The sequence below is a fragment of the Streptomyces sp. NPDC003720 genome (assembly GCF_042875075.1).
GTDB lineage: Bacteria > Actinomycetota > Actinomycetes > Streptomycetales > Streptomycetaceae > Streptomyces.
Genome location: NZ_JBIANZ010000010.1, coordinates 284,617 through 309,217 on the forward strand (window position 1 = coordinate 284,617; position 24,601 = coordinate 309,217).

Consider the following 24,601-nt stretch of genomic DNA (forward strand, 5'->3'; position numbering starts at 1 on the left):
GGACGCGCAACGTGGCGCAGTCCACAGCGGGCTGTCGCGGATCATGCTGTCGCGACGGTGGAACGGCCGGGACAATGCCACTGAATGGCTTTGTCGCCTTTTCCGGGCGGTCGTTCGTGCCGCTGGGCACGCACGCTCGTTCTTCACTACGGGGCGGTCGGTGCGCCGTTCCGGATGAGCTGGTCGTAGAGAAGCACTAACCGATGGGCGAGGGGTACGCATGACGGACACCGGCCAGGTCCCGGCCGAGGGACAGCCGGAGAGCGCAGGCATGGTGGAGCAGCCGGGCGTCCCCGCGCACGGTGCGTACACCTACCTCTCCGAGCTTCCCGCCGAGGACGAAGACCTGCTGCTGCCGGGTGCTCAGGGCGCCTGGGGCAACGAGGTTCCGCCGCCCGCGCCGGAACCGGTCGTCGAGGCCCTCCACGAGCCGGGTCCGCACGAGACGGCCGGCCGGGACAGCGGTTCCGTTGATCTCAGCGGCGTCCGCCTGCCCGACACGGGTCCGGTGTCCGTGCCCCCTTCCCCCATCCTCTCGGCCCCCCACGACGCCACGGCGGCGGCGCCGCGCCGGCCGCTGCACCTCGGTCCGCCGATCCCCGACGCCTCCGCCAGTCCGGTCCGCTCCCTCGCCGACCGCGGCCCCGCCGGAGCGCCGGTCCGGCAGCCCGGACCGGCCGCGACCGCGCCCGAGTACCTCGACGTCCAGGCCCTGCCCGGCGTGGCCCCGCAGAGTGCGGCCCCGTGGGGCGCCGCGTCCGCGGTCGCGGCCCGGGCCGAGGCTCAGGGGCCGGCTGCGGAAACGGTTGCTCCGGCCGACGGGCCCGAGCCCAGCGGCGGTGCCTCCGGCGCCGCCCAGGCCGCGGTGGCCCGCCTCACCACCCAGGCGACGGCACAGGCGCCGGCCGGGGAGCCGCAGGCGCCCGCCGCGGCGCAGGGTGTGCACGGCCACGACGGGATGCAGCCCGCGCACGGCCACGACGGCGTGTACGTCGCTCCCGCCGGCCAGAGTCAGGACGCCGAGGGCGGCGCGACTCCCGCGGCCACCGTTCAGGAACCGCAGGCCGCGGCCCTCACCGGTGCGGACGGAGTCCCGGCGGCGCAGGCGTCGCCGTCGGCGGTGACCGAGGCGGCCGCGCCCGAGGTTGCCGGGGAAGCGAACCAGGCTTCCGGGGCGACGCCGGGCGTCGAGCCGGGTCAGGCGGTCACCGCCCCGGTCGTCGCGGACATCGCGGAGCAGGCCCCTGTGGCCGCAGCGGACACGCAGACGCAGGCCCCGGAGGGCGCCGAGGCCGCCCAGGCGCCCGAGCCCGTGGTGTCCGGCGAGGCCGCGCAGCCCGTCCAGCCGGAAGAGGCCGCGCCCGCCGAGGCCGCACTCGCCGCGGACGCGGCAGCCGATGCGGTCGTGGCGGCCGAGGAGGCCGATGGGGTCGTGGCGGCCGAGGAGGCCGTCCCGGCACAGGGCGTGGCCCCCGCGGCCGACGCCGCCGCGGCCGCACCTCAGGAAGTACGCGAGGAAGTGACCGGGGAAGCGACCGAGCAGGCCGCGCCGGCCGAAGCCGCTCCGGCGGCCGAGGCCGTTCCAGCGCCGGGGGCCCTTCAGCCCGCCGCTGCCGGGGAGCTTCAGCCCGCCACTCCCGTTGAGCCCCGGCCCGCCGCGACCGTCGAGCCTCAGCCCGCCGCCCCCCAGCCCGCCGAGCCCGCCGAGCCTCAGCCTCCAGCGTCCACCGAGCCCCAGCCGGTCATGGCCGCCGAGCCGAGCGTCGCACCCGCCGAGCCTCAGCCCGTCGCGTCCGCCGACGTCCCGGCCGCCGTGCCCGAGCAGGCCGAGGCCACCGCACCCGCCACCGCGACGGAGCCGCTGCCGGCCACCGAGTCGGCGCAGGGCGCGGAGGCGGCGCAGGCCCCCGAGCCGGAGCAGGCTCCGCAGGCCGCACCGGCCGCCCACCATGTCGCCCTGGCGGCGGAGGCCGAGGCGGCGACCGCGTCCACCGAGGCATCCGCGCCCGCCGCCGGGCAGGAGCAGGCCGCCCAGCCCGCCGTACCCGCCCCGCACGACGGCGAGGCGGCGACCGCTCAGCAGCAGCCCCAGCCGCCCCTGGGCCAGGACCAGGACCAGGCCGTCGCGCCCGACAGCACCGGCCAGGTCTCCGCCGACGGCGCGCCCGCCCCGGCCACCAGCCCCGCCGCACCCTCGGGCCCGCAGCACCAGCCCGCCGGGACGGTCCCCGCACCGGCCGCCGCCGAGGCCACGACGCCGCCCGCGCCCCCCGCCGAGGCCGACCCGGCCGCGCCCGCCGAGCCCCTGCCCTCCGCCGTTCCGCTGCAGCCGGGCCCCGGGCAGCCGCTCGGGCAGTTCGTGCCCGTGGACGGCCAGGTGCCGACCACACCGCACCTGGCCCCCACCCCGCCGCACCCCCTCGTGCTGCCCGTCCAGGACCAGCAGGAGCCCATGGCCACCGTTCCCGGGCCCCGCGAGGCCGAGTCCCTCGCCGCACCGGCCGCACCGGAGGTACCGGCCGCGCCGGACGCCGAGGCCGGCCCCGATGTCGTACAGCACGCGGAGGACCTGCGGACCAGGGCCGACGAGCAGGAAGAGAGCACCACCGCGGTGGAGGAGCCGAAGCGGTCCGCCGGACCGGCCGCGCCCGCCTACGACGACGCCGAGCGCGAGGCCGTGCTGAAGGTGATGCGCGAACGCCGCGACATCCGCAACGGCTTCCGCGGCGACCCGATCCCGCACGAGGTGCTGCTGCGCGTCCTGGAGGCGGCCCACACGGCGCCCTCCGTGGGCCACTCGCAGCCCTGGGACTTCGTCGTCATCCGCTCCGCCGACACCCGGCGGGCCATGCACGAACTCGCCATGCGCCAGCGGGACGCCTACGCCAAGTCGCTGCCCAAGGGCCGGGCCAAGCAGTTCAAGGAACTGAAGATCGAGGCCATCCTCGACACCCCGGTGAACATCGTCGTCACCGCCGACCCCACCCGCGGCGGCCGCCACACCCTCGGCCGGCACACCCAGCCGCAGATGGCCCCGTACTCCGCCGCGCTCGCGGTGGAGAACCTGTGGCTCGCCGCCCGCGCCGAAGGCCTCGGCGTCGGCTGGGTCAGCTTCTTCGACGAGCGCGAGATGGTCCGCGCCCTCGGCCTGCCCGAGCACCTCGAGGTCATCGCCTACCTGTGCGTCGGCTACGTCGACGAGTTCCCGGACGAGCCCGAGCTGATGCAGGCCGGCTGGTCCAAGCGGCGCCCGCTGTCCTGGGTGGTGCACGAGGAGACGTACGGCCGCCGCGCCCTGCCCGGAGAGGAACCCCACGACCTGCTTGCCGAGACCGTCGCACAGATCCGCCCGCTCGACGCCAAGGCGCTCGGCGAGGCCTGGGAGCGGCAGAAGCGCATGACCAAGCCCGCCGGCGCGCTCGGCATGCTGGAGATCATCTCCGCCCAGCTGTCCGGGCTGTCCCGGCAGTGCCCGCCGCCGATCCCGGAGCCCGCTGCCGTCGCGATCTTCGCCGGCGACCACGGGGTGCACGCCCAGGGCGTCACCCCCTGGCCGCAGGAGGTCACCGCGCAGATGGTGGCCAACTTCCTCGGCGGGGGAGCGGTGTGCAACGCCTTCGCCGGCCAGGTCGGCGCCGAGGTGTGCGTCGTGGACGTCGGCGTCGCGGCGGACCTGCCGGCCACGCCCGGACTGCTGCCCCGCAAGATCCGCGGCGGCACCTCCGACATGACCACCGGCCCGGCGATGACCCGCGAGGAGGCCAAGGCCGCCATCGAGGTCGGCATCGAGACCGCCCGCGACCTGGTGGCGGCCGGCAACAAGGCGCTGCTCACCGGCGAGATGGGTATCGCCAACACCACCGCGTCCGCCGCGCTGATCTCGGTGTACACCGGCGCCGACCCCGCCGAGGTCACCGGCCGGGGCACCGGCATCAACGACGAGACCCTGGCCCGCAAGACCGAGGTCGTCCGCCGCGCCCTGGAACTGCACCAGCCGGATCCGGCCGACCCGATCGGCGTCCTCGCGGCCCTCGGCGGCTTCGAGCACGCGGCCATGGTCGGCCTGCTCCTCGGCGGCGCCTCCCTGCGCACGCCGGTGATCCTGGACGGCGTCAGCGCCGGCGCCGCGGCCCTGGTCGCCCGCGCCATCGCCCCCGAGGTCCTCGCGGCCTGCATCGCCGGTCACCGCAGCGCCGAGCCCGGCCACGTGGCGGCGCTCAACAAGCTGGGCCTGCGGCCCCTGGTCGACCTCGACCTCCGCCTCGGCGAGGGCACCGGCGCGCTGCTGGCCCTGCCCCTGGTGCAGAGCACCGCACGGGCGATGCACGAAGTGGCGACGTTCGACTCGGCGGGCGTCACGGAGAAGTAGCGGCCCGGTGGCGGGCGGTCCGGTGCCCAGCCACCGGACCGCCCGTGCCCCGCTCGCTCCCACGTCCTAAAATCCGCACGTCAGGGCCGCTCCAAAGCCGCAGCGCGCCCATCGCAGAGCTGCACGAGGAGCCGTCCCTCATGGCCGAACACCCCGCCTACCCCGTAGGCCTCCGCCTCTCCGGCCGCCGCGTGGTCGTCCTCGGCGGCGGCCAGGTCGCCCAGCGCCGCCTCCCGGCACTGATCGCGGCGGGCGCCGACATCGTCCTGGTCTCCCCGGAGGCCACGCCGTCCGTCGAGGCCATGGCCGACGGCGGCGAGATCACCTGGCAGCGCCGGCCGTACGCCGAGGGCGACCTCGCGGAGGCCTGGTACGTCCTCATCGCCACCGACGATCCCGCGACCAACGCCGCCGCGTCCGCCGAGGCGGAGCGCAACCGCGTCTGGTGCGTCCGCTCCGACGACGCCGACCGGGCGACCGCCTGGACCCCGGCGACCGGGCACAGCGAGGGCGTCACGGTGGCCGTCCTCACCACCGACGCCCGCGGCCGCGACCCCCGGCACACGGCGGCCGTCCGCGACGCGGTGGTCGAGGGCCTGCGCGACGGCACCCTCGTCGCCCCGCACCACCGCACCCGCACGCCGGGAGTGGCGCTGGTCGGCGGCGGCCCCGGCGACCCGGACCTGATAACCGTCCGCGGCCGCCGTCTCCTCGCCGAGGCCGACGTGGTCATCGCCGACCGCCTCGGCCCGCGCGACCTGCTCGCCGAACTCCCGCCGCACGTCGAGGTCATCGACGCGGCGAAGATCCCGTACGGCCGCTACATGGCTCAGGAGGCCATCAACAACGCCCTGATCGAGCACGCCAAGCAGGGCAGGTCGGTGGTCCGGCTCAAGGGCGGCGACCCGTTCGTCTTCGGCCGCGGCATGGAGGAGGTCCAGGCGCTCGCCGAGGCCGGCATCCCGTGCACGGTGGTCCCCGGCATCTCCAGCTCCATCTCCGTGCCCGGCGCGGCCGGCATCCCGGTCACCCACCGGGGCGTCGCCCACGAGTTCACCGTGGTCAGCGGCCATGTCGCCCCCGACGACGAGCGTTCCCTGGTCGACTGGCCGTCCCTGGCCCGGCTGACCGGCACGCTGGTGATCCTGATGGGCGTCGACAAGATCGGGAAGATCGCCGACACGCTCGTCGCGCACGGCAGGTCGCCCCGGACCCCCGTCGCCCTCGTCCAGGAGGGCACGACGGCCGCGCAGCGACGCGTCGACGCCACCCTCGCCACGGTCGCCGAGACCGTACGCGCCGAGGACGTCAGGCCCCCGGCGGTCATCGTCGTCGGCGAGGTCGTGAACGTGGGCCCGGAAACGCCGGCCTGATCACGCGTCACCCGGGGGACCACCCCGGGCACCACGCCCTCCCCCCAGCCGTTGGCAACCGACCCACCCCAGGACAAGGCAGTATTCACCCCGTGGCCGAGATCATCACCATCGACGACCCCGACGACCCGCGTGTGCGCGACTACACGGGCCTGACCGACGTCGAGCTGCGCCGCAGGCGCGAGCCCGCCGAGGGCCTGTTCATCGCCGAGGGCGAGAAGGTGATCAGAAGGGCCCGGGAGGCCGGCTACGAGATGCGGTCCATGCTGCTCTCGGCCAAGTGGATCGACGTCATGCGGGACGTCATCGACGAGGTGCCGGCGCCGGTGTACGCGGTCACCCCGGACCTGGCCGAGCGGGTCACCGGCTACCACGTGCACCGCGGCGCCCTCGCCTCCATGCGGCGCAAGCCGCTGCCGACGACGGGGGAGCTGCTGCGGGGCGCCCGGCGGGTCGTGGTCATGGAGGCGGTCAACGACCACACCAACATCGGCGCGATCTTCCGTTCGGCGGCCGCCCTCGGCATGGACGCGGTGCTGCTCTCACCCGACTGCGCCGACCCGCTGTACCGGCGCAGCGTCAAGGTGTCGATGGGCGCGGTCTTCTCGGTGCCCTACGCCCGCCTGGAGACCTGGCCCAACGGCCTGGACCCGGTCCGCGAGGCCGGCTTCGGCCTTCTCGCGCTCACCCCCGACGACAGGGCCCGCACCCTCGACGAGGTCGCCCCGCACCGGATGGACCGGGTGGCCCTGATGCTCGGCGCGGAGGGCGACGGCCTGTCCGCCAAGGCACTGGCGGCCGCCGACGAGTGGGTCCGTATCCCGATGTCCCACGGCGTCGACTCGCTGAACGTCGGCGCGGCCGCCGCGGTGGCGTTCTACGCGGTGGCCTCGGGACGCCCCGGGGCCTGACCGGGGGAGACCGCCCGCTCGGCGGCCGACGGGTGCGCCCCCGCCCCCACGTGCCGCTGCCGCCCGTCGCCGCCCAGACCGCGCGCCGGGCCCTGGCAGCCCTGCGCGACCGCGATGCCGAGCGCGACCAGCAACGTCACCACCACGAACACGAACAGCCGCTGCCGCAGCAGCCGCGGGTTGGCCGGCCGCAGCCGGCTTCCCGTCGGGCGCGGCGCGGGCCGCCCCGTGCCGCTCCGCGGCGCGGGCCTGCTGCCGGAGCGCGGGCCGCCGCCGCGCGGGGGAGGGGTGGACCGAACCGCGCCCGGCCGCGAGGCCACTCCACCGCCCCGGGAGGCGCTGCCGCCGCGGGCGGGCGCACCGCCCCTGGCGGGCGTGTTCCCACGGGGCGCCGGAGTGCCGGGAGCGGTGCGCCGCTGGGTGCGCTGCTGCTCGGGGTAGGTGTCGGCGAGCCGCCCGGTCGGCAGGTCCGCCTCCGCGACGCGCGGCGCGGGCGGCCGTACGTCGGCCAGGCCCTGCGCCTCGCGGGCGGCGATCTCCTTGAGCCGTAGCGAGAGTTGCAGCGTGCTCGGCCGGTCGTCGGGGTCCTTGGCCAGACAGGCCCGGACCAGCGGGGCGAGGGCGTCCGGCACTCCGTGCAGCTGCGGCTCCTCGTGCACCACGCGGTACAGCATCACCTCGGAACTGCCCTGGCCGAACGGCGAGTCGCCGGTCGACGCGTAGGCCAGCGTCGCCCCCAGCGAGAACACGTCGGTCGCCGGGGTCACCGCCGCGCCGCGCACCTGCTCGGGGGCGAGGAAGCCCGGCGAGCCGACCGCCGTGCCGACGTGGGTGAGCGTGGAGGCGCCGGTGGCCCAGGCGATGCCGAAGTCGATGATGCGCGGTCCCTTGGGGGACAGCAGGATGTTGGACGGCTTCAGGTCCCGGTGCACCACGCCGGCCTCGTGCACGGCGACCAGCCCTTCCGACAGGGCCGCGCCGATCGCCGCGGCGTCGGCCGCGCCGAGCGGGCCGTCGTCGGCGACCTTGTCGTGCAGCGAGGGCCCGGGCACGTACTGCGTGGCGAACCAGGGCCGCTCGGCCTCCAGGTCCGCGGCCACCAGCCGGGCCGTGCACCCGCCCCTGATCCGCCGGGCCGCCGACACCTCACGGGCGAAGCGCGACCGGAACTCCTGGTCCTCCGCGAGGTCGGGCCTGATCACCTTGAGCGCGACCCGCTGGCCCTTCTTGTCGGAGCCGAGGTAGACCACGCCCATCCCGCCCGCGCCGAGCCGTCGGTGAAGCCTGAACGAGCCGACGACGCGCGGGTCCTCGCGCCTCAGGCGCATCATCGCCATGTTCATCCCCGCTGCCCGGTCCCTGTGACGTGGCACAGCTTACGTTTCCACGGCCGCCCGCGCGCATAGGCCGCGCCCTCTCGCCCCGAGGGATTGTCCACCGCGCGCGGCCCGGGTGAGACAGGGTCAGCAAGCCGTGCCCTGAAGCCCCCTTGAACCTGTGTCGGCTCCAACAACGCTGCGCGGCAGGGACGTTGAACCGCGACGCAGCGAACCGCCGCAGCGCACGGCGGCGGGGAGGCGGCCCCCGGGCCCGAACCGCACCGCGCCCGACGCTACCGGCCACCGGACGATCAGGACACCCGTCGCCGACCGCCCGGAAACGGAGGAAGTGATCGAACTCACTCGAAGTGACGCGCCGACAGGTCCGGACATGACGGGACACAGCGGGCGCCCCCTCCGGGAAGACCCCGAGAGTCAGGTCCATGTCTCCACCCAGGGGAGTAGTCCGCCGGTCGCCGCTCATCCTCCGGGAGGCCCGCCAATCGGTACGAGGGCATGACGCCCACGCGGCGCCGCACGCCTAGATTTGAGGTCAAGCGGCGGGTGGCAGCACTCGTCCCCCGAGGTCAGACACCCGCCGCTGCACGAACACAAGCGTGTACGACAGACACGGTCGGGAGAGGGACCATGGCCCACACGGCACCACGGCGCACCACGTTCGCCCCCCGCCGCACGGGCCGCCGCCACCCCTTGGTGGCGACGCTCATGGCCCTTCCCCTGGCGGCCCTGCTCCTGCTCGTCTTCGACGGCTGGGAGACGGTGGCCACACAGGCGTCGTCCGTGGGTGTGATGCTGGGGCGCTGAGCGGCGACCCCAGGCCCGGAAGAGCGGTCCGGGCGGGGACATCCATCCATGAAACCCCGTGGGGACGGGGGTGCGGCGGACGGCACAAATGCCGGCGCAGCTGGGGAGCTGCGCCGGCATTACGCCGTTCCCCCACAGAACCGCCGCCGTGGCCCCACAGCCGCATGAACGAGGACACCCGAGCCGCGTAGCTGCCGGCATGCGCGCCGCTCCGCTGCGGGTACCGGCCTCCCCCAGCTGCGGGCATGCGTGCCGCTAGGGGCGGCACGGGTGGGCGGTGGGGGTCCCCCCGCTCGAGCGAAGCCGAGAGTGGGGGAGGCACCCCGCAAGCGCGGGCAAGCGGAACCCCCCGGTCGGCACCAACACCGCCCAGCCACCCCGGCACCGTCCACCTGAATCGGCCCGCGCAGACACCGCCCAGCCCGAACAGCACCGTCCGCCTAAGCCGGCCCGCACAGACACCGCCCAGCCGCCCAGGCAACGCCCGCCCGCTGGGCGTGCCTGGACACCGCCCAGCCCCAACAGCACCGTCCGCCTGACCCGACCCGCACAGCCCCCCGCAGGCGTACGCTCACCCCGCACCCCCAACCCCCGAGGCCGAAACAACCCCCGTGAACCTCCTCACCGCCCTCACCGCAAAGGCCACAACCACCGCCCACCCCCACCTTCCCCCGGGCGGACCCCCCTGCCCCTGCCCGGCCACCACCCTCGCCGACCGCCCCGACGCCACCGTCGTCCGCCACGCCGGCACCGTCGTCAAGGCCCACGCCCCGGACACCGACCCCGCCGGCCTCAGCCTCCGCCTGGCCGCGGCCGCCCGTGTCCCGGACGTCCTCCTGCCCCCGCTCACCCCCACCCCCACCGCCCTGCACGACCGCCTGGTCACCCTCTGGCCGTACGGCGCCCCCGTCGACCCGGACGACCCCGACGCCGCCCCCTGGGAAGCGGCCGCCACCCTCCTCGCCCGCCTGCACCGGACCGCCCCCGGCGACGGCGTCCCTCCACCCCCCATGCGCGGTCCGGTCAAGGCCGCCCACGCCCTCGCCCGCCTGCGCACGGCCCTGAGCACCACCCCCCACCCGGCCGGACCCCCCGTCCTGCGCGCCTGGACCGCCCTCCCCGCCTGGGCCCGCGCCGAAGCGCCCATGCCCGGTGCCCCCGCCCTCTGCCACGGCGACCTGCACCTCGGCCAGCTCGTACGGCACCCGGCGCCCGACGGCCCCTGGCGGCTGATCGACGTCGACGACCTCGGCCTCGGCGTCCCGGCCTGGGACCTCGCCCGTCCCGCCGCCTGGTACGCCTGCGGACTGCTCCCGCCCGACGAGTGGGCCCGGTTCCTGGCCGCCTACCGCGAGGCCGGCGGACCCGCCGTACCGGCCGAAGGCGACCCCTGGGCCGCCCTGGACGTCCCCGCCCGCGCGCTCACCGCGCAGACCGCGGCCCGCGCCCTCACCAAGGCGATCGCAGCCGGCCGCCCGCTGGACGAGGTGGAGCAGGCCCTGGTCGACGCCTGTGCCCGAATGAGTCCCGTACCCCGCCAGTTGACGCGCGGTTTCCCCGCGTAGGGTGCAACCGACCGGGGCCGCACGGAGTCTGTCCTGGGGAAACACGAAGCAGGACCTACCGGCGAGGAGTTGAGCCGACCATGCAGTGTCCGAAGTGCCATGCGCCGATGCACACCTACAACCGCAACGGCGTCCAGATCGAGCAGTGCAGCGGCTGCCGCGGCATCTTCCTCGACTACGGCGAGCTGGAGGCGCTGACCCGTCTGGAGTCCCAGTGGTCCCAGCCGGCGCCCCCGCCCCCGCCCGCCCCGCAGGCGTACCCGGCTCCGTCCGCCCCCGCCTGGGGCGCCCCGCACGGCGGCGGCCACCACGGCGGCCACTACGGCGGTCACCACCGCCACAAGAGCTTCGGCCACATGCTGTTCTCCAGCTGAGTCCGGACCACGAAGAAGCCCCCGGCCGTACGAGACGGCCGGGGGCTTCCTGCTGTGTGGACGATACTGGGATTGAACCAGTGACCTCTTCCGTGTCAGGGAAGCGCTCTCCCGCTGAGCTAATCGTCCGCGGGCTGTGACCCGTGAGTCACAGACAGTGCGCGATACTGGGATTGAACCAGTGACCTCTTCCGTGTCAGGGAAGCGCTCTCCCGCTGAGCTAATCGCGCGGGTTCGGGTCCTGCCGTACGAGCCGGCGGATCCAGTGGACGATACTGGGATTGAACCAGTGACCTCTTCCGTGTCAGGGAAGCGCTCTCCCGCTGAGCTAATCGTCCTTGGAGGTGGAGACGGGATTTGAACCCGTGTAGACGGCTTTGCAGGCCGTTGCCTCGCCTCTCGGCCACTCCACCAGGAGTGTAGGGGATCGGGACGACCCCTTCTTCCTTCGAGCGGACGACGAGGCTCGAACTCGCGACCTCAACCTTGGCAAGGTTGCGCTCTACCAACTGAGCTACGTCCGCCTGTCGTTTCGGTCCGCTCTCGCGTCCCGGCGACGTGTTGAACTCTAGCGGATTCCCGGGCCAGTACAAAAACGCGTTTGCGCAGCGTGCTGCGCTGCACCCGGCGGCTGTGGCGGCCGGCGGTTCCCGGGGTACGTCTCCCGGCCGCGATTCGGACACCAGCCCTAGACTCGACCTCGTGCTTCACCACCCTTCCGGCCCACCTCCCCTGGCCCGCTTCGGCACCCGCATCGCCACCGGACTGCTCGACGTCACCGACGATCCCGCCGCCCTGGACTCGGCCGGTTTCTGGGCGGTGTGCGCGGATTTCGAGGGCCGGCTGACCTGCGCCCGCTTCGCCGAGGTCCGGCAGGAGCCGGTGCCCGCCCCGGCGCCGGGCGCCTGGCGCGGCCCCGCGGTGTCCGACTGGACCTCCTCACTGGACCGCGCCGGGTACACCGCGGCCGTGGACCGGATCCGCGGCCACATCGCCGCCGGCGAGGTCTACCAGGCCAACCTCTGCCGGGTGCTGAGCGCGCCCGTCGCCCCCGACGCCGACGTGGACGCCCTGACCGCCCTGCTCGCCCGCGGCAACCCCGCCCCGTACGCGGGCACCGTCCGGCTGCCCGGGCACGGGGTGGAGATAGCCACCGCCTCGCCCGAGCTGTTCCTGCGCCGCGCCGGCCGGACCGTCGAGTCGGGCCCCATCAAGGGCACCGGCCGCACCGAGGCGGACCTGCTGGAGAAGGACTACGCCGAGAACGTGATGATCGTGGACCTGGTCCGCAACGACATCGGCAGGGTCTGCGCCACCGGCAGCGTGAGCGTCCCCGACCTGTGCGCCGTGGAGAAGCACCCCGGCCTGGTCCACCTGGTCTCCACGGTCCGCGGCGAACTGCGCCCGGACGCCGGCTGGCCCGAACTGCTCGCCGCCGCCTTCCCGCCCGGCTCCGTCACCGGCGCCCCCAAGTCCAGCGCGCTCCGGATCATCGAGGCCCTGGAACCCGCCCCGCGCGGCCCCTACTGCGGCGGCATCGGCTGGGTCGACGCCGACCGGGGCACCGGCGAGCTGGCCGTCGGCATCCGCACCTTCTGGATCGACCGCTCCGGCCCCGGCGCGCCCCTGCTGCGCTTCGGCACCGGCGCCGGCATCACCTGGGGGTCCGACCCCGAGGGGGAGTGGCGGGAGACCGAGCTGAAGGCGTCCCGGCTGCTCGCGGTAGCGTCGGGGCTGTACCAGGAAAGTGGAGGGGCTCTCTCATGAAGATCTGGCTGGACGGCGGACTGCGGGACATCGACACCGCCCGGGTCTCCGTCTTCGATCACGGGCTGACCGTCGGCGACGGCGTCTTCGAGACGGTCAAGGCCGTCGACGGCAGGCTCTTCGCGCTCACCCGCCACCTGGACCGGCTGACCCGTTCGGCCCGCGGCCTCGGCCTGCCCGACCCCGACCTCGACGAGGTCCGCCGCGCCTGCGCGGCCGTCCTCGAGGCCACCCCGATGCCGCTCGGCCGGCTGCGCATCACCTACACCGGCGGCCACGGACCGCTCGGTTCCGACCGCGGCGAGCACGGCCCGACCCTGGTGGTCGCCCTCGGCGACACCGCCCGCCGCCCGGACACCACCGCCGTGATCACCGTGCCCTGGACCCGCAACGAGCGGGGCGCGCTCACCGGCCTGAAGACCACCTCGTACGCCGAGAACGTCGTCGCCCTCGCCCGCGCCCACCAACACGGCGCTTCCGAGGCGCTGTTCGGCAACACGCTCGGACAGCTCTGCGAGGGCACCGGCTCGAACGTCTTCGTCGTCCTGGACGGCGAGATCCACACGCCGCCGGTCGCCTCCGGCTGCCTCCCCGGCATCACCCGCGCCCTCGTCGTGGAGTGGACCGGCGCCAGGGAGACCGATCTGCCGCTGGACGTGCTGGAGCGCGCCGAGGAAGTCTTCCTCACCTCCAGCCTCCGCGACGTCCAGGCCGTGCACCGGGTCGACGACCGGGAACTGCCCGGCGCCCCCGGTCCGGCGACCCTCAAGGCGATGCGGATCTTCGACGAGCGGTCCGGGCACGACCTGGATCCGTGACCGGCGTGGAAATTCGGCTGACCCGGGGCCGCCGAGCGGGTAGAACACCCGTGATGACGACGACCCTGCGGCCGGCCGAGCCGCTTCAGCGCAATGCCAACGGGACACGGTCCCGCCGGTACCAGGTGTGTGTGAACAGCCGCCCCGTCGGCACGCTCCACCTCGGCACCTCGGCGAACCTGGGTGACTCGGTGGCCCGCATCATCCAGGTGCGGATAGCCGAGCCGGACCGGGGGCGCGGCAGGGGGACGGTGGCCGCCCTGGCCGCCGAGGAGGTGGCCCGCGGCTGGGGCTGCACCCAGATCGAGGTCGTGGTCCCGGCGACGGCGGAGCGGGCGCTGCGGCTGGCCGGCGCCCTGGGCTACACCCTGCGCAACCGGGCCATGGAGAAGCGCCTCGGCGGCACTCCGCCCGAACTGCCTCCGGACAGCCGGGAGCGGCCGATGACCCCCGCCGAGTTCACCGCCTGGCAGGAGCACGAGGCCGCGGACTACGCCCGGATGTGGATCGAGCGGGGCGTCCTCGAGGAGGCCGCGTACGCCAAGGCCCGCAGGGACCACGAGATGCTGCTGCCCAACGGGCGGTCGACCCCGGACATGAGTTTCAGCGTCCTGGAGCACGCGGGGACCCGGGTGGGCGTGCTGTGGCTGGCCCTGCAGGAGGACAAGGCGTTCGTCTTCGACGTCGAGACCGACGAGGCGCACCGGGGCCGGGGACACGGCCGGACCCTCATGCTGCTGGCGGAGCGCCAGGCGATCGCCGCCGGCCGGCCGGTCCTCGGACTCAACGTCTTCGCCGGCAACGCCCCGGCCGAGCGGCTGTACGAGTCACTGGGCTACGAGACGACGGAGAGCGCCCTCACCAAGCCGCTGCTGTAGCCGCGCCGGTCACGCCCGCTCGGCCAGCAGCCGGTCGGCGATCTCCTCGATGCGCTCGCGCAGCCCCTCCTGGCTCTTGCCGCCGTCGAGGCGTTCACCGCCGATGACGTACGTCGGGGTGCCGGTCACGCCGATGGCCTTGCCCTCGGCCTGGTCGGCGTCGACGATCAGGATGTGCCGGCCGTCGACCAGCGCGGTGTCGAACTCCTCGGCGTCCAGACCCAGTTCCCGGGCCACCTCGACGAGGAGGGGTTCTCCCGCACGGTCCAGCTCCGCGACCCGCTCCAGCACCGCTTCCACGTAACGCCAGCCCTGCCCCTGTACGAGGGCCTCCTCGGCGGCCTGGGCGGCGGCGAAGGCGTGCTTGTGCTTCTCCAGCGGGAAGTGCCGCAGCCGCAGCTCCAGCCGGTCCCCGTAACGGGCGCACAGGGCGCGGACGTCGTCCAGGGCGCTGCGGCAGTCGGGGCACTGGAGTTCGCACCAGACGTCGAGGACCAGGGGTTCGGCGCGGTGGGGTGAGGAGTCGCTCATGGTCACCAGTCTTCCAGGCGAGCCCTCCAGGGCCGAATCGGGCGCCGGGCCGGGGCCCGCGGCGGGCCGGGGGTCCGTCGGCGGGGCCCGCCGCGCGGAGGAGGCGACCCGGAGATCTCCCTGATCTCGGGCCTGAGCCATGGCCTCGCGGGACCGGGACGGTGCAGGATGGAACGGACGAAGCGCGCACCGAGCGGCGCCCGTCCCGCTACCCGACCGAGCCCGCCAGGAGGACCGGATGATTGCCGAGACCGTCTGCTCCGCCGTCTCCGCGGCGGGCCTGGGCATAGCGGTGGTCACCGCCTACCGCAAGCGCTACCTCTCCGCCGCGCGGATCGCGGCCTACTCCCTGGTGCCGATCGGCCTGGTGATGACCGGGATCGTCGGCTGGCTCTCCGACACCGCCTTCAGCCCCACGGCCTGGGCCGGCTTCGGCGTGCTGGGCGCGGCCTGGCTGCTGTTCGCCGGGACCCGCGCCGTCGAACGCCGGCGCGGCGGCACCCGCGCCGAGCGCAGGGCCGAGCGGGCGGCGGCCCGCGGCGCGCGGCCCGACGCGGTGGCGCCGACGGCCTCGGCCCCCTCGCTCGGGGCCGGGAAGAGCCCGGCGGCCCGGCCCGCCTCCCCGCCCGCCGGCGCGAGCTCCGGCGACGACTTCAGCGACATCGAGGCCATTCTCAAGAAGCACGGCATATGACCTGAAACCGTTCACAACCGGAACCGAGCCGAACCGTTCCGTGGGGAAAACGGTGAACACCCGGACGTGGCGGGTGTGGTGATCGCCAACGGGGTGCCGCCTGGTCCATCATCACCGGCGAGATGCTGGACACGTCAGAGAGCGAGGCCGCGCCGCCGAAGGACGAGCCGCGCGGGTGCCTCTTCGCCCTTTCCCAGCCACCGCTGATGATCTTCCTTGCGGTGATCGGGTGTCTCATCCTCATGGCTGCGCTGCACGACCTGCTGTTGCTGTGAGCCGTACACGTCCGTCCCGGCGCCACCCGCCGGGACAGGCGTCGCCCCGACGAGCGCGAGCGTCCGGCCCCGCCGTCAGCCCGCCGCCTCCTTGCGCCGTGCCCGGTACGCGGCCACGTGCAGCCGGTTGCCGCAGGTACGGCTGTCGCAGTAGCGCCGCGAGCGGTTGCGGGACAGGTCCACGAAGGCGCGCCGGCAGTCCGGGGCCTCGCAGCGCCGCAGCCGCTCCTGCTCCCCGGCGACCACGAAGAAGGCGAGCGCCATGCCGCAGTCGGCGGCCAGGTGGTCCGCGACGGACGCGCCGGGAGCGAAGTAGTGCACATGCCAGTCGTAGCCGTCGTGGTCCGTGAGACGCGGAGTGGTGCCGGCCGCGGCGACCAGCTCGTTGATCTGCCCCGCCGCAGCCCGGGCGTCCGGTGCGGCGAAGATGCCGGCGAACCGGCTCCGGACCTTGCGCACCGCCGAGAGGTCGAACTCCGACAGCACCCCGACGTCGCTGACGTTGTGGCTTCGCACGAAATCGGCGAGGGCCGCGACATCCGGCAGTCCGTCCGCCGCCGCCTCGTCGTCCGGCGCGGAGTTCACCAGATCCACCACCGTGTCTAGGGCGCAGCGGGTGTCGTGGGTGATCAGCACGTTTCGCTCCCTGGCCTGGAGGTCGGGCGGGCGCCCGCCGATGCCGGCCGATAGTAGCGACAACCGCGCCCACCGCACCGGGTACCGCCCCGCCGGCGGACCGCCGGCACGGCGCCCCCGCGCCCTGGGGGGTCACGAGTCTCCCACGCCCGGACGTGCGCGTACACACGCAGACGGGCGCCATCACCGTGAGCGCTCACGGTGACGACGCGGGCCTGTGCCGTATGCGGTTGTCCTGAGCCCGAGCCGTCTCCCCGAGTGGACGGCGCCGGGCGGCTTCCAGGGGCGCGACCTAGCTCTCCGCCAGGATGTGCGAGAGCTCCTGATCCAGATCGAAGTGCCGGTGTTCCGTGCCGGGCGGCACGGCGGCGTCGGTTCGCTTCAGGAAGGACTCCAGGGCCCGCGCCGGGGCCTCGAGCAGAGCCTCTCCCTCAGGGGAGCTGAGGGCGATGCAGACCACGCCCTGCCCATGACTGCGGGACGGCCAGACACGGACGTCTCCGGTGCCGGTGGGACGGTGAAGACCCTCGGCGAGGAGGTCGCGGGCGAACACCCACTCGACGGTCTCCTCGGCTCCGGTGTGGAAGGTGGCGTGCACGGCGTAGGGGTCGGCCGTGTCGTACCGCAGGCCTGCGGGGACAGGCAGGGAGGACTCGCTCGACACAACGAGGCGCAGGTGCAGCTCGCAGCTGACCGTGGTGTTCATAAGCGCCAGGGCCTTTCGCTCAGTGTGCGCTCGGGGATTCGCACGTCGGCGAAATCGACATGCCACCTACGGTGCCGTTGTAAACCCCTCTGAGGGTTTTGCGTGTCTTTAGGTAACTCTTCCGGCCGAGAACTCCTGTGAGACCTGCGACCATTCCAGTGACTGATTCACTACGGTAGGGTTTGTCTGTATGAATACGGGGAGTGACGAGCCGGGCGGCGTTGCCGTGGCCATCGACGAGGCGGACGGGATGAAGGCAGGCGAGGAGCGGGCCGAGCGGGGACTCGGCTCCAGGGCTCCGCAGTTCGTCAAGTCACGCAGAGTGCTGCACCTGAGCTGGCAGGTCGGCGTCTTCGTGATCGGCCTCGCGGTCGTCGCGGCCGGTGTCGTCATGCTGCCGCTGCCCGGCCCCGGCTGGGTGGTGATCTTCGGCGGCATGGCGATCTGGGCGACCGAGTTCGTCTGGGCCCAGCTCGTGCTGCGCTGGACCAAGCGCAAGGTCACCGAGGCGGCCCAGCGGGCCCTCGACCCCCGGGTGCGGAGGCGCAACATCACGCTGACCGTGATCGGCCTGGTGGTGATCGGCGTGCTGGCGGGGATCTACCTGTGGAAGTTCGGCTTCGTCATGCCCTGGAGGATCGAGGACCAGTGACCAGGGCCGCCGCCGGTGCGCCGGGCGCCGGCGGCCGCGTCGCGCCCATGGTCGGAGGCACCCCCTGACATGGGGTAATGTTCTTCCTGCGCCCGGGCGATTAGCTCAGTGGGAGAGCGCTTCGTTCACACCGAAGAGGTCACTGGTTCGAACCCAGTATCGCCCACCCGGATCACGGCCCACCTGCCGACAGCAGGTGGGCCGTCGTCGTTCTCGCACGCGGCCCGGCAGCGCTGACTGAAACGATTCATCCGCGCCGCGCCGGCGACGTTGCGAGAGGGCCCGATGCCGGAACCAGCACTGATCCTGAGAGGCATACGGCCCTGAAGACAGCCGGGGCGGTGACGATCCGTTACTCACGGAAGACCGACTTCCGGACGGAGTAATGGTTCTGGGAGAAGTCCCGGACGCGAGTCGCCGACGGAAATCTCCTGGACGTTTTCCAAAACGCCGTCACCTTCCTCCGGAAGTACGACAAGCGCGGAATTCTCCTCGACCTCAGGCCCCAGGTGCAGGCGGGCTATCTGAGCCTGGATCACTTCCGGGCGGGCGCCACGAAGGTCGGCGGGGTCGACGGTGGGCAACTCGGAATTCCCGTCGGCTCCGACTGCCCGCCCAGAGGGGCGATGGGGAGCGCCGTCGCACGGGCGGCGGCGCTCGTCCCCCGAGTGTGGTCCGCGTCACTCGGTGGCGCATGAGTACGGGTACTCAGATCTGCACGCGCCGCCGCGGGCAGACTCCGGCCATGGACTGGAACCACTACCGCTTCCGCACCCTGTGGCCGCTGCCCGCCCCGCCGGCCGCCGTGTTCGCCGTACTGGAGCGACCGGAGGACTACCCGCGCTGGTGGCCCCAGGTGCGCTCGGTCACCCGCCTCGACGCCGCCACCGGTGTCCTCACCATCCGCTCCCTGCTGCCCTACGACATGACGCTCACCGCCCGCGAGACCCGCCGCGACCCGGCCGCCGGCGTCCTGGAGGTGGCGCTGTCCGGCGACATCGAGGGCTGGGCCCGCTGGACCGTCACCCCGGCCGGCCAGGGCACGCTCGCCCGCTACGACCAGGTCGTCGACGTGACCAGGCCTCTGCTCAGGCGGCTCGCCGTACCGGGCCGGCCCCTCTTCCGGGCCAACCACGCCCTGATGATGGCCGCCGGCCGACGCGGGATCCTGCGCCACCTCGAAGCGGTTTGAACCAACCCCGCACGGCCCTGTATTGTTCAGTGCGTTCCCGGGCGATTAGCTCAGTGGGAGAGCGCTTCGTTCACACCGAAGAGGTCACTGGTTCGAACCCAGTATCGCCCACCGGGAAAGGCCGGTCCGCAGCAGCGGGCCGGCCTTTGTCATCGCGGGCGAGGGCTCACGCCGCCGCAGGCAGCTCCGGGCGCAGGGGCCAGTCCGTGTTGACTATCTCCGGCGAGCCGCTGCGGGCGAACCAGGCCTGCAGGCCCCGTGCCTGGGCCGCGTGCCAGTCGGCCTGGAGGGTGTGCAGCTCGGTGGGGGAGAGGCGCTCCAGGCGGGTCGCGAAGCGGCGGCCCACGGCGCGTACGACCTCCAGTGCGGCCAGCGCGTCCGCCGCCGCGTCGTGCGCGTCGTCCAGGTCGACGCCGTAGTGCGCGCACAGATCGGTCAGGGTGCGGCGGCCCTTGCGGTAGCGGTCCAGGTGCTTGTCCAGTACCCGCGGGTCCAGCACCCGCAGCGGGGCAGCCCGGAGCCAGTGGTCCAGCGAGGAGGCCCGGTGCCGGCGCAACTCCCGGTCCAGCAGGGTGAGATCGAACGGCGCGTTCATCACAACGAGGGGGCGTCCCATCGCCGCGTGCTCGGCGAGCTGGTCGGCTATCTCGTACATCACCGGCGCCGGCCAGCGGCCGTTGCGCTGCAGGTGTTCCTCCGTCAGTCCGTGCACCGCCGTCGCCGCCTCGGGCACCGGCACACCCGGGTTCACCAGCCAGCGGACGATCCGCGGCCGGGTGCCCGGCGCGTCCTGGACCACGACGGCGGCCGACACGATCCGGTCGGCCTCGACGTCCACACCCGTCGTCTCCGTGTCGAAGGCGGCCAGCGGCCCCTCGTACCAGCTCGTCATCGCAATGCAACTCCTCGTCCACCCAGGGCAGGTGACATCCCGTCTTCTGCCTGTTTGGTGATACCCGGGCCGTTTGCGCCGTACGCCGGAAGGACACAACAGGAGTACGGGTCTTTGCAGTTCAGCGACCCACCACGGGGAAACCCCTGGCTCGGAAGGCTGTTGGTCATGGCCATTGCGCAGCCCGAGCGGGGCGGGCTGCTGCCCGAACGCACGGGTCACCAACGCGGCACGCTCGCCACCACCGCCTGCATGGAGACACTGCAGGTCGGCTATCTGCACGCGGTCGCCGCCGCGGCCGGCTGCTCGCTGTCCCAGCCCTTCCCGGACAACGGCATCGACTGGCACGTCAGCCACAGCGCGCCCGGCCACACCGTCGACGACGAGGTCACCATCAAGGTGCAGCTCAAGTGCACCTACCAGATCACGCCGAACCCGCCGGGCCGCTTCTTCTCCTTCACGCTCGACAACGACCACCTGCGCAAACTCGCCCGCACACCCGTCTCGGTGCACAAGATCCTGGTCGTCATGCTCGTCCCGCGGTCCCAGGACGACTGGCTGCGCGCCGGCCACGACCGGCTCGACCTGCGGCACTGCTGCTACTGGGTCAACCTCGCCGGCCGGGAGGTCACCGGCCGGTACCGGACCACCGTGCGGATACCGACCTCACGCATCTTCGACGACCGGGCGCTGTGCGAGATCATGACGCGGGTCGGGACGGGAGGCAGGCCATGAGGAGCCGTCCCCAGGAGGAACTTCCGCGCCAGGCCCGGCCGCACCCCGACGAGCCCGCGTGGCACCGGCCGCCCGACCCCGCCGCGGTCGATCCCGTCGTGCTCGGCGCCCTGCTGCACCGGCACGGCTGGCAGCGGCGCGGGGGAGCGGCCGGGCGCTACGGCCGCTGGACCCCGCCCGGCCCCGGCGGCGCGGGCACCAGCCTGCTGGTCCCCGAGAGCCGCGCGTTCCCCGACAGCGACGACCTGCTCGGCGAGGCCCTCGACGCGCTCGCCCGCAGCGACACCCCGTCCGCGCGCGAGGTGCTGATCTCCCTCGCCGTGCCCAGCGACGAGATCCGCTGGTGGCGGGACGCCCCGGGAGGACCGTCCGGGGCCGCGCCCTGGACGGCCGACGAGCACCTGCGCGGCGCCGCCCGCCAACTGCTCCTCGCCGCGGCGCTCGCCACGCGCGCGCGTGCCGGCTACCACGGCGCCCGGCACCGCTCGGCCGCCGCGACCCTCCTGGAGAACGTGCTCGTCGGCCCCGGCACAGAGGGGCACCGGCTCACCGCCTTCGTGCCCGTGCCCACCGGCCGCCCGCTCGCCGTCCGCCTCCATCAGGCGCTGTACGCGGTGCGCGAGGCCATCGACTACCAGCGCGCCACCGGCGGCACGGACGCCTTCGACGGCGCCGTCGAGGCCGGCGCCAGCCGCGAACTGACCGACGCGCTCACCGCTCTGGTGCGCGGCACCGAGGGCGCCCGCGTCGCCGTCGCGTGGGCGCCCGGAGCCGGCGTCCCGGAGGGCTGCGCCGCCCCGGCCGAACCCGTCGAGTTCTCGCCCGGCGACCTGCCCGCCCTGCGGGCGGCCGGCGCCCGCTACCTGCGCGCCGAGCCCTCCGTACCGGTGCGGATCACCGGCGCCGTCGTCCGGTTGCGCCGCTCCGGGCCGCTCGGCGAGGGCGCCGTACGGCTGCGGGTGCTCGCGGGCGCCGACGTCCCGCACGTCCGCGTCACCCTGGGCGAGGAGGACTACCGCATCGCCGGTCACGCCCACCTCGTCGGACTCCCCGTCCGGGTGGACGGCAGGCTGGAGCGCCGGGGCGGCTTCCGCCGGCTCACCGGCGCCCGCGGGGTCGTACCCGTCCAGGTCGACGACGCCGAGCGGGACCGGCTGATGAAGTCGCTGCACGAGAACCTCGACTTCTTCGAGGAGGCGTGCGGGGAGGCGTACCGGGACGGGGACTGAGGGGACCGGGACGCTCCGGGGCGTGCCGACACGGGGGACGGACGCCTACCGGGCCGAGGAGCGGAGGCGTGCCGGGACGGGGACGGAAAGTAACCGTTTCGCGGTCGGCGGTCCCGGGTCGGTACGATCCGTTGTGCGCGCGCTCCTGGTATGGCGCCGCACCCACCTTCAGTCAGGAGAGACCGGTGTCAGACGTCCGTGTGATCATCCAACGCGATTCCGAGCGGGAAGAACGCGTGGTGACGACGGGCACTACGGCCGCCGACCTCTTCGCCGGCGAGCGCTCGATCGTCGCCGCGCGCGTGGCTGGTGAGCTGCGGGACCTCAGCCACGAGCTGTCCGACGGCGACGAGGTCGAGGGCGTCGAGATCTCCTCCGAGGACGGTCTCAACATCCTGCGCCACTCCACCGCGCACGTCATGGCGCAGGCCGTGCAGGAGCTGTTCCCCGAGGCCAAGCTCGGCATCGGCCCGCCCGTCAAGGACGGCTTCTACTACGACTTCGACGTCGAGAAGCCCTTCCACCCCGATGACCTCAAGGCCATCGAGAAGAAGATGCAGGAGATCCAGAAGCGCGGGCAGCGCTTCTCCCGCCGCGTGGTCACCGACGAGGCCGCCCGCGAGGAACTGGCCGACGAGCCGTACAAGCTGGAGCTGATCGGCCTCAAGGGCTCGGCGTCGCACGACGACGGCGCGGACGTCGAGGTCGGCGCCGGCGAGCTGACGATCTACGACAACCTGGACGCCAAGACCGGCGAGCTGTGCTGGAAGGACCTCTGCCGCGGTCCCCACCTGCCCACCACCCGCCTGATCCCCGCGTTCAAGCTGATGCGCAACGCGGCCGCCTACTGGCGCGGCAGCGAGAAGAACCCGATGCTGCAGCGCATCTACGGCACCGCCTGGCCGTCCAAGGACGAGCTGAAGGCGCACCTCGACTTCCTCGCCGAGGCCGAGAAGCGCGACCACCGCAAGCTGGGCAACGAACTCGACCTGTTCTCCATCCCCGAGCAGATCGGCTCCGGTCTCGCCGTCTTCCACCCCAAGGGCGGCATCGTCCGCCGGGTGATGGAGGACTACTCGCGCCGCCGGCACGAGGAGGAGGGCTACGAGTTCGTCTACACCCCGCACGCGACCAAGGGGAAGCTCTTCGAGACCTCGGGCCACCTGGACTGGTACGCCGACGGCATGTACCCGCCCATGCAGCTCGACGAGGGCGTGGACTACTACCTCAAGCCCATGAACTGCCCGATGCACAACCTGATCTTCGACGCGCGCGGCCGCTCCTACCGCGAACTGCCGCTGCGCCTGTTCGAGTTCGGCACCGTGTACCGGTACGAGAAGTCGGGCGTCGTGCACGGGCTCACCCGTGCCCGCGGCTTCACCCAGGACGACGCGCACATCTATTGCACCCGTGAGCAGATGTCCGAGGAGCTGGACAAGACGCTCACCTTCGTCCTCGGCCTGCTGCGCGACTACGGCCTGACCGACTTCTACCTGGAGCTGTCCACCAAGGACCCGGAGAAGTTCGTCGGCTCGGACGAGGTCTGGGAGGAGGCGACCGAGACGCTGCGCCAGGTCGCCGAGAAGCAGGGCCTGCCCCTGGTGCCGGACCCGGGCGGCGCCGCCTTCTACGGCCCGAAGATCTCCGTCCAGGCCAAGGACGCCATCGGCCGGACCTGGCAGATGTCGACCATCCAGCTCGACTTCAACCTGCCCGAGCGCTTCGACCTCGAGTACACCGGCCCCGACGGCTCCAAGCAGCGCCCGGTGATGATCCACCGCGCCCTGTTCGGCTCCATCGAGCGGTTCTTCGCGGTGCTCCTCGAGCACTACGCGGGCGCCTTCCCGGCGTGGCTGGCCCCCGTCCAGGCGATCGGCATCCCGATCGGCGACGCGCACGTGGAGTACCTGGAGAAGTTCGCGGCCGCGGCCAGGAAGCAGGGCCTGCGCGTCGAGGTGGACTCCTCCTCGGACCGGATGCAGAAGAAGATCCGCAACGCCCAGAAGCAGAAGGTGCCCTTCATGGTCATCGCGGGCGACGAGGACATGTCGGGCGGTTCTGTGTCCTTCCGTTACCGCGACGGCTCGCAGGAGAACGGCATCCCGTTCGACGAGGCCATCGCCAAGATCGCGAAGGTCGTGTCGGAGCGGGCCCAGGTCTGATCCGCACCAACCGAAGGGCCTCCGGGGATCACCTCCTCGGGGGCCCTTTGTCGCTCTCGCGGGTGAAGGTCTGCATCAGCCATGACGAGAAGGAACCCGTCACCGCGCCGAGCAGGCCGAGCCCGCAGGCCATCATCCCGGTCGCGATCACCCGTCCCAGCGGGGTCACCGGGGTGATGTCGCCGTAGCCGACCGTGCTCAGGGTCGAGGCGGCCCACCACACGGCGTCGCCGAACGTCCGCATCGTGGCGCCGGGCGCGCCGCGCTCCTGCTGGTAGACCGCCAGCGCGCCCGAGAAGCCGAGCAGCAGCGTGGACAGGCTCGCGTACGAGATCACGCGCGCGTACAGCGAGAGCCGGGGCTCGCCCTGCCGGCGCTGGACCACGTCGTACAGCGGGACGATCCGCAGCGGGCGCAGCAGCGGCAGGACGACCACCACGGTGTGCAGGAAGTGCGTGCTGACGAAGCGCAGGAACCGCTGGCCGCCGAGCCGCCAGCGCACCAGGAAGTCCGCGGCGAACAGCGCCCAGAGCGCGAGCATCACGAGCAGGCACAGGTCCCGCCAGAAGGACGCAAGGCTCACGGCCAGGACCCGGGTGGCATAGGCGGCGATGAAGATCAGCGACCCCGCGAAGAGCGGGATCTCGGTGCGCTGCTCCCAGCGGGCCGCGGGGCTGTCGTCGTCCACCGGCCCAGCT

22 protein-coding genes, 7 tRNA genes and 1 pseudogene are annotated in these 24,601 nt (G+C 73.5%); 19 read left to right on the top strand and 11 right to left on the bottom strand.

Annotation, left to right across the window (positions count from 1 at the left end; all coding sequences use genetic code 11):
• Nucleotides 1-220: 220 nt before the first annotated feature.
• The 3 genes from cobT (at nucleotide 221) to ACFYU0_RS27560 (ending at nucleotide 6,653) form a co-directional block, all read left to right on the top strand.
• Nucleotides 221-4,369, top strand: a complete 4,149-nt coding sequence (cobT, locus tag ACFYU0_RS27550; RefSeq protein ID WP_389304764.1) for a nicotinate-nucleotide--dimethylbenzimidazole phosphoribosyltransferase — start codon at nucleotides 221-223, stop codon at nucleotides 4,367-4,369.
• A 140-nt stretch (nucleotides 4,370-4,509) separates the two neighbouring features.
• Nucleotides 4,510-5,742, top strand: coding sequence for a uroporphyrinogen-III C-methyltransferase (gene cobA / locus ACFYU0_RS27555; protein WP_389304765.1), 1,233 nt, complete (start codon nucleotides 4,510-4,512; stop codon nucleotides 5,740-5,742).
• Between the two features lie 92 nt (nucleotides 5,743-5,834).
• Nucleotides 5,835-6,653, top strand: coding sequence for a TrmH family RNA methyltransferase (locus tag ACFYU0_RS27560; RefSeq protein ID WP_389304766.1), 819 nt, complete (start codon nucleotides 5,835-5,837; stop codon nucleotides 6,651-6,653).
• Here the strand turns inward: ACFYU0_RS27560 and ACFYU0_RS27565 are convergent.
• Nucleotides 6,620-7,996, bottom strand: coding sequence for a protein kinase (locus ACFYU0_RS27565; RefSeq protein ID WP_351663939.1), 1,377 nt, complete (start codon nucleotides 7,994-7,996; stop codon nucleotides 6,620-6,622). The genes ACFYU0_RS27560 and ACFYU0_RS27565 overlap by 34 nt on opposite strands.
• A gap of 624 nt (nucleotides 7,997-8,620) precedes the next feature.
• On the opposite strand from ACFYU0_RS27565, the gene ACFYU0_RS27570 reads away from it, so the two are divergent.
• The 3 genes from ACFYU0_RS27570 to ACFYU0_RS27580 all read left to right on the top strand — a co-directional run bounded on the left by ACFYU0_RS27570 (nucleotide 8,621) and on the right by ACFYU0_RS27580 (nucleotide 10,736).
• Nucleotides 8,621-8,797: a hypothetical protein gene (locus ACFYU0_RS27570; protein WP_185091440.1), complete on the top strand. Its 177-nt coding sequence runs from the start codon at nucleotides 8,621-8,623 to the stop codon at nucleotides 8,795-8,797.
• Between the two features lie 611 nt (nucleotides 8,798-9,408).
• The gene (locus tag ACFYU0_RS27575) at nucleotides 9,409-10,362 is read left to right on the top strand and encodes an aminoglycoside phosphotransferase family protein (protein WP_389304767.1); all 954 of its coding nucleotides are present in this window, start codon (nucleotides 9,409-9,411) and stop codon (nucleotides 10,360-10,362) included.
• A gap of 80 nt (nucleotides 10,363-10,442) precedes the next feature.
• Nucleotides 10,443-10,736 (top strand): zf-TFIIB domain-containing protein, encoded by a 294-nt coding sequence (locus ACFYU0_RS27580; RefSeq protein WP_351663938.1) that lies wholly within the window; start codon nucleotides 10,443-10,445, stop codon nucleotides 10,734-10,736.
• Nucleotides 10,737-10,793: 57 nt separating this feature from the next.
• Here ACFYU0_RS27580 and ACFYU0_RS27585 read toward each other — a convergent pair.
• The 5 genes from ACFYU0_RS27585 to ACFYU0_RS27605 form a co-directional block, all read right to left on the bottom strand.
• Nucleotides 10,794-10,865 (bottom strand) — tRNA-Val (locus tag ACFYU0_RS27585).
• Between the two features lie 29 nt (nucleotides 10,866-10,894).
• Nucleotides 10,895-10,966: transfer RNA gene (locus ACFYU0_RS27590), tRNA-Val, on the bottom strand.
• 36 nt (nucleotides 10,967-11,002) lie between these two features.
• Nucleotides 11,003-11,074, bottom strand: a tRNA-Val gene (locus tag ACFYU0_RS27595).
• Between the two features lies 1 nt (nucleotide 11,075).
• Nucleotides 11,076-11,149 (bottom strand) — tRNA-Cys (locus ACFYU0_RS27600).
• Between the two features lie 38 nt (nucleotides 11,150-11,187).
• A tRNA-Gly gene (locus ACFYU0_RS27605) sits at nucleotides 11,188-11,260 on the bottom strand.
• Nucleotides 11,261-11,438: 178 nt separating this feature from the next.
• Here ACFYU0_RS27605 and ACFYU0_RS27610 point away from each other — a divergent pair.
• The 3 genes from ACFYU0_RS27610 to ACFYU0_RS27620 are packed head-to-tail and all read left to right on the top strand — an operon-like array spanning nucleotide 11,439 to nucleotide 14,199.
• Entirely contained in the window at nucleotides 11,439-12,503 is a 1,065-nt protein-coding gene (locus ACFYU0_RS27610) for a chorismate-binding protein (RefSeq protein ID WP_389304768.1), read from the top strand.
• A complete protein-coding gene (locus ACFYU0_RS27615; RefSeq protein WP_389304769.1) occupies nucleotides 12,500-13,321 on the top strand; it encodes an aminotransferase class IV in 822 nt (273 codons plus the stop codon). Before ACFYU0_RS27610 ends, ACFYU0_RS27615 begins: the two co-directional genes overlap by 4 nt.
• A 53-nt stretch (nucleotides 13,322-13,374) precedes the next feature.
• Nucleotides 13,375-14,199, top strand: coding sequence for a GNAT family N-acetyltransferase (locus ACFYU0_RS27620; RefSeq protein WP_389304770.1), 825 nt, complete (start codon nucleotides 13,375-13,377; stop codon nucleotides 14,197-14,199).
• A gap of 9 nt (nucleotides 14,200-14,208) precedes the next feature.
• On the opposite strand, the gene ACFYU0_RS27625 is transcribed toward ACFYU0_RS27620, so the two are convergent.
• A complete protein-coding gene (locus ACFYU0_RS27625; protein WP_389304771.1) occupies nucleotides 14,209-14,730 on the bottom strand; it encodes a DsbA family protein in 522 nt (173 codons plus the stop codon).
• 238 nt (nucleotides 14,731-14,968) lie between these two features.
• On the opposite strand from ACFYU0_RS27625, the gene ACFYU0_RS27630 reads away from it, so the two are divergent.
• Together ACFYU0_RS27630 and ACFYU0_RS27635 are read left to right on the top strand one after the other, a co-directional pair.
• Complete coding sequence (locus ACFYU0_RS27630) at nucleotides 14,969-15,424, top strand: hypothetical protein (RefSeq protein ID WP_351663933.1); 456 nt, start codon at nucleotides 14,969-14,971, stop codon at nucleotides 15,422-15,424.
• Nucleotides 15,425-15,546: 122 nt separating this feature from the next.
• A complete protein-coding gene (locus tag ACFYU0_RS27635; RefSeq protein ID WP_174266498.1) occupies nucleotides 15,547-15,699 on the top strand; it encodes a hypothetical protein in 153 nt (50 codons plus the stop codon).
• A gap of 75 nt (nucleotides 15,700-15,774) precedes the next feature.
• Here ACFYU0_RS27635 and ACFYU0_RS27640 read toward each other — a convergent pair whose 3' ends face one another.
• Complete coding sequence (locus ACFYU0_RS27640) at nucleotides 15,775-16,335, bottom strand: CGNR zinc finger domain-containing protein (protein ID WP_351663932.1); 561 nt, start codon at nucleotides 16,333-16,335, stop codon at nucleotides 15,775-15,777.
• A 292-nt stretch (nucleotides 16,336-16,627) separates the two neighbouring features.
• The gene (locus ACFYU0_RS27645) at nucleotides 16,628-17,041 is read right to left on the bottom strand and encodes an SsgA family sporulation/cell division regulator (RefSeq protein WP_004002642.1); all 414 of its coding nucleotides are present in this window, start codon (nucleotides 17,039-17,041) and stop codon (nucleotides 16,628-16,630) included.
• A 190-nt stretch (nucleotides 17,042-17,231) separates the two neighbouring features.
• Here ACFYU0_RS27645 and ACFYU0_RS27650 point away from each other — a divergent pair, with 190 nt between their 5' ends.
• From ACFYU0_RS27650 to ACFYU0_RS27670, 5 genes and pseudogenes are all read left to right on the top strand, one after another.
• A complete protein-coding gene (locus tag ACFYU0_RS27650; RefSeq protein ID WP_351663931.1) occupies nucleotides 17,232-17,693 on the top strand; it encodes a TIGR02611 family protein in 462 nt (153 codons plus the stop codon).
• Between the two features lie 94 nt (nucleotides 17,694-17,787).
• A tRNA-Val gene (locus tag ACFYU0_RS27655) sits at nucleotides 17,788-17,859 on the top strand.
• 223 nt (nucleotides 17,860-18,082) lie between these two features.
• Nucleotides 18,083-18,301 (top strand): annotated as a pseudogene (locus tag ACFYU0_RS27660) (sugar ABC transporter substrate-binding protein); the annotation flags it as partial.
• A gap of 137 nt (nucleotides 18,302-18,438) precedes the next feature.
• Nucleotides 18,439-18,885, top strand: a complete 447-nt coding sequence (locus tag ACFYU0_RS27665) for an SRPBCC family protein (protein WP_389304772.1) — start codon at nucleotides 18,439-18,441, stop codon at nucleotides 18,883-18,885.
• 39 nt (nucleotides 18,886-18,924) lie between these two features.
• A tRNA-Val gene (locus ACFYU0_RS27670) sits at nucleotides 18,925-18,996 on the top strand.
• Nucleotides 18,997-19,051: 55 nt separating this feature from the next.
• Here ACFYU0_RS27670 and ACFYU0_RS27675 read toward each other — a convergent pair.
• On the bottom strand, nucleotides 19,052-19,777 hold the full coding sequence (locus ACFYU0_RS27675; RefSeq protein WP_351663928.1) for a 3'-5' exonuclease: 726 nt from the start codon (nucleotides 19,775-19,777) through the stop codon (nucleotides 19,052-19,054).
• Nucleotides 19,778-19,945: 168 nt separating this feature from the next.
• On the opposite strand from ACFYU0_RS27675, the gene ACFYU0_RS27680 reads away from it, so the two are divergent.
• The 3 genes from ACFYU0_RS27680 to thrS all read left to right on the top strand — a co-directional run bounded on the left by ACFYU0_RS27680 (nucleotide 19,946) and on the right by thrS (nucleotide 23,903).
• Nucleotides 19,946-20,512, top strand: coding sequence for a DUF4365 domain-containing protein (locus tag ACFYU0_RS27680; RefSeq protein ID WP_389304773.1), 567 nt, complete (start codon nucleotides 19,946-19,948; stop codon nucleotides 20,510-20,512).
• Nucleotides 20,509-21,741 carry a hypothetical protein gene (locus ACFYU0_RS27685; RefSeq protein ID WP_389304774.1) on the top strand — a complete coding sequence of 411 codons (1,233 nt, stop codon included), beginning with the start codon at nucleotides 20,509-20,511 and terminating at the stop codon, nucleotides 21,739-21,741. Before ACFYU0_RS27680 ends, ACFYU0_RS27685 begins: the two co-directional genes overlap by 4 nt.
• Nucleotides 21,742-21,926: 185 nt before the next feature.
• Nucleotides 21,927-23,903: a threonine--tRNA ligase gene (gene thrS / locus ACFYU0_RS27690; protein WP_351663925.1), complete on the top strand. Its 1,977-nt coding sequence runs from the start codon at nucleotides 21,927-21,929 to the stop codon at nucleotides 23,901-23,903.
• A gap of 28 nt (nucleotides 23,904-23,931) precedes the next feature.
• On the opposite strand, the gene ACFYU0_RS27695 is transcribed toward thrS, so the two are convergent.
• Complete coding sequence (locus tag ACFYU0_RS27695; protein ID WP_351663924.1) at nucleotides 23,932-24,591, bottom strand: ion channel; 660 nt, start codon at nucleotides 24,589-24,591, stop codon at nucleotides 23,932-23,934.
• Between the last annotated feature and the right edge of the window lie 10 nt (nucleotides 24,592-24,601).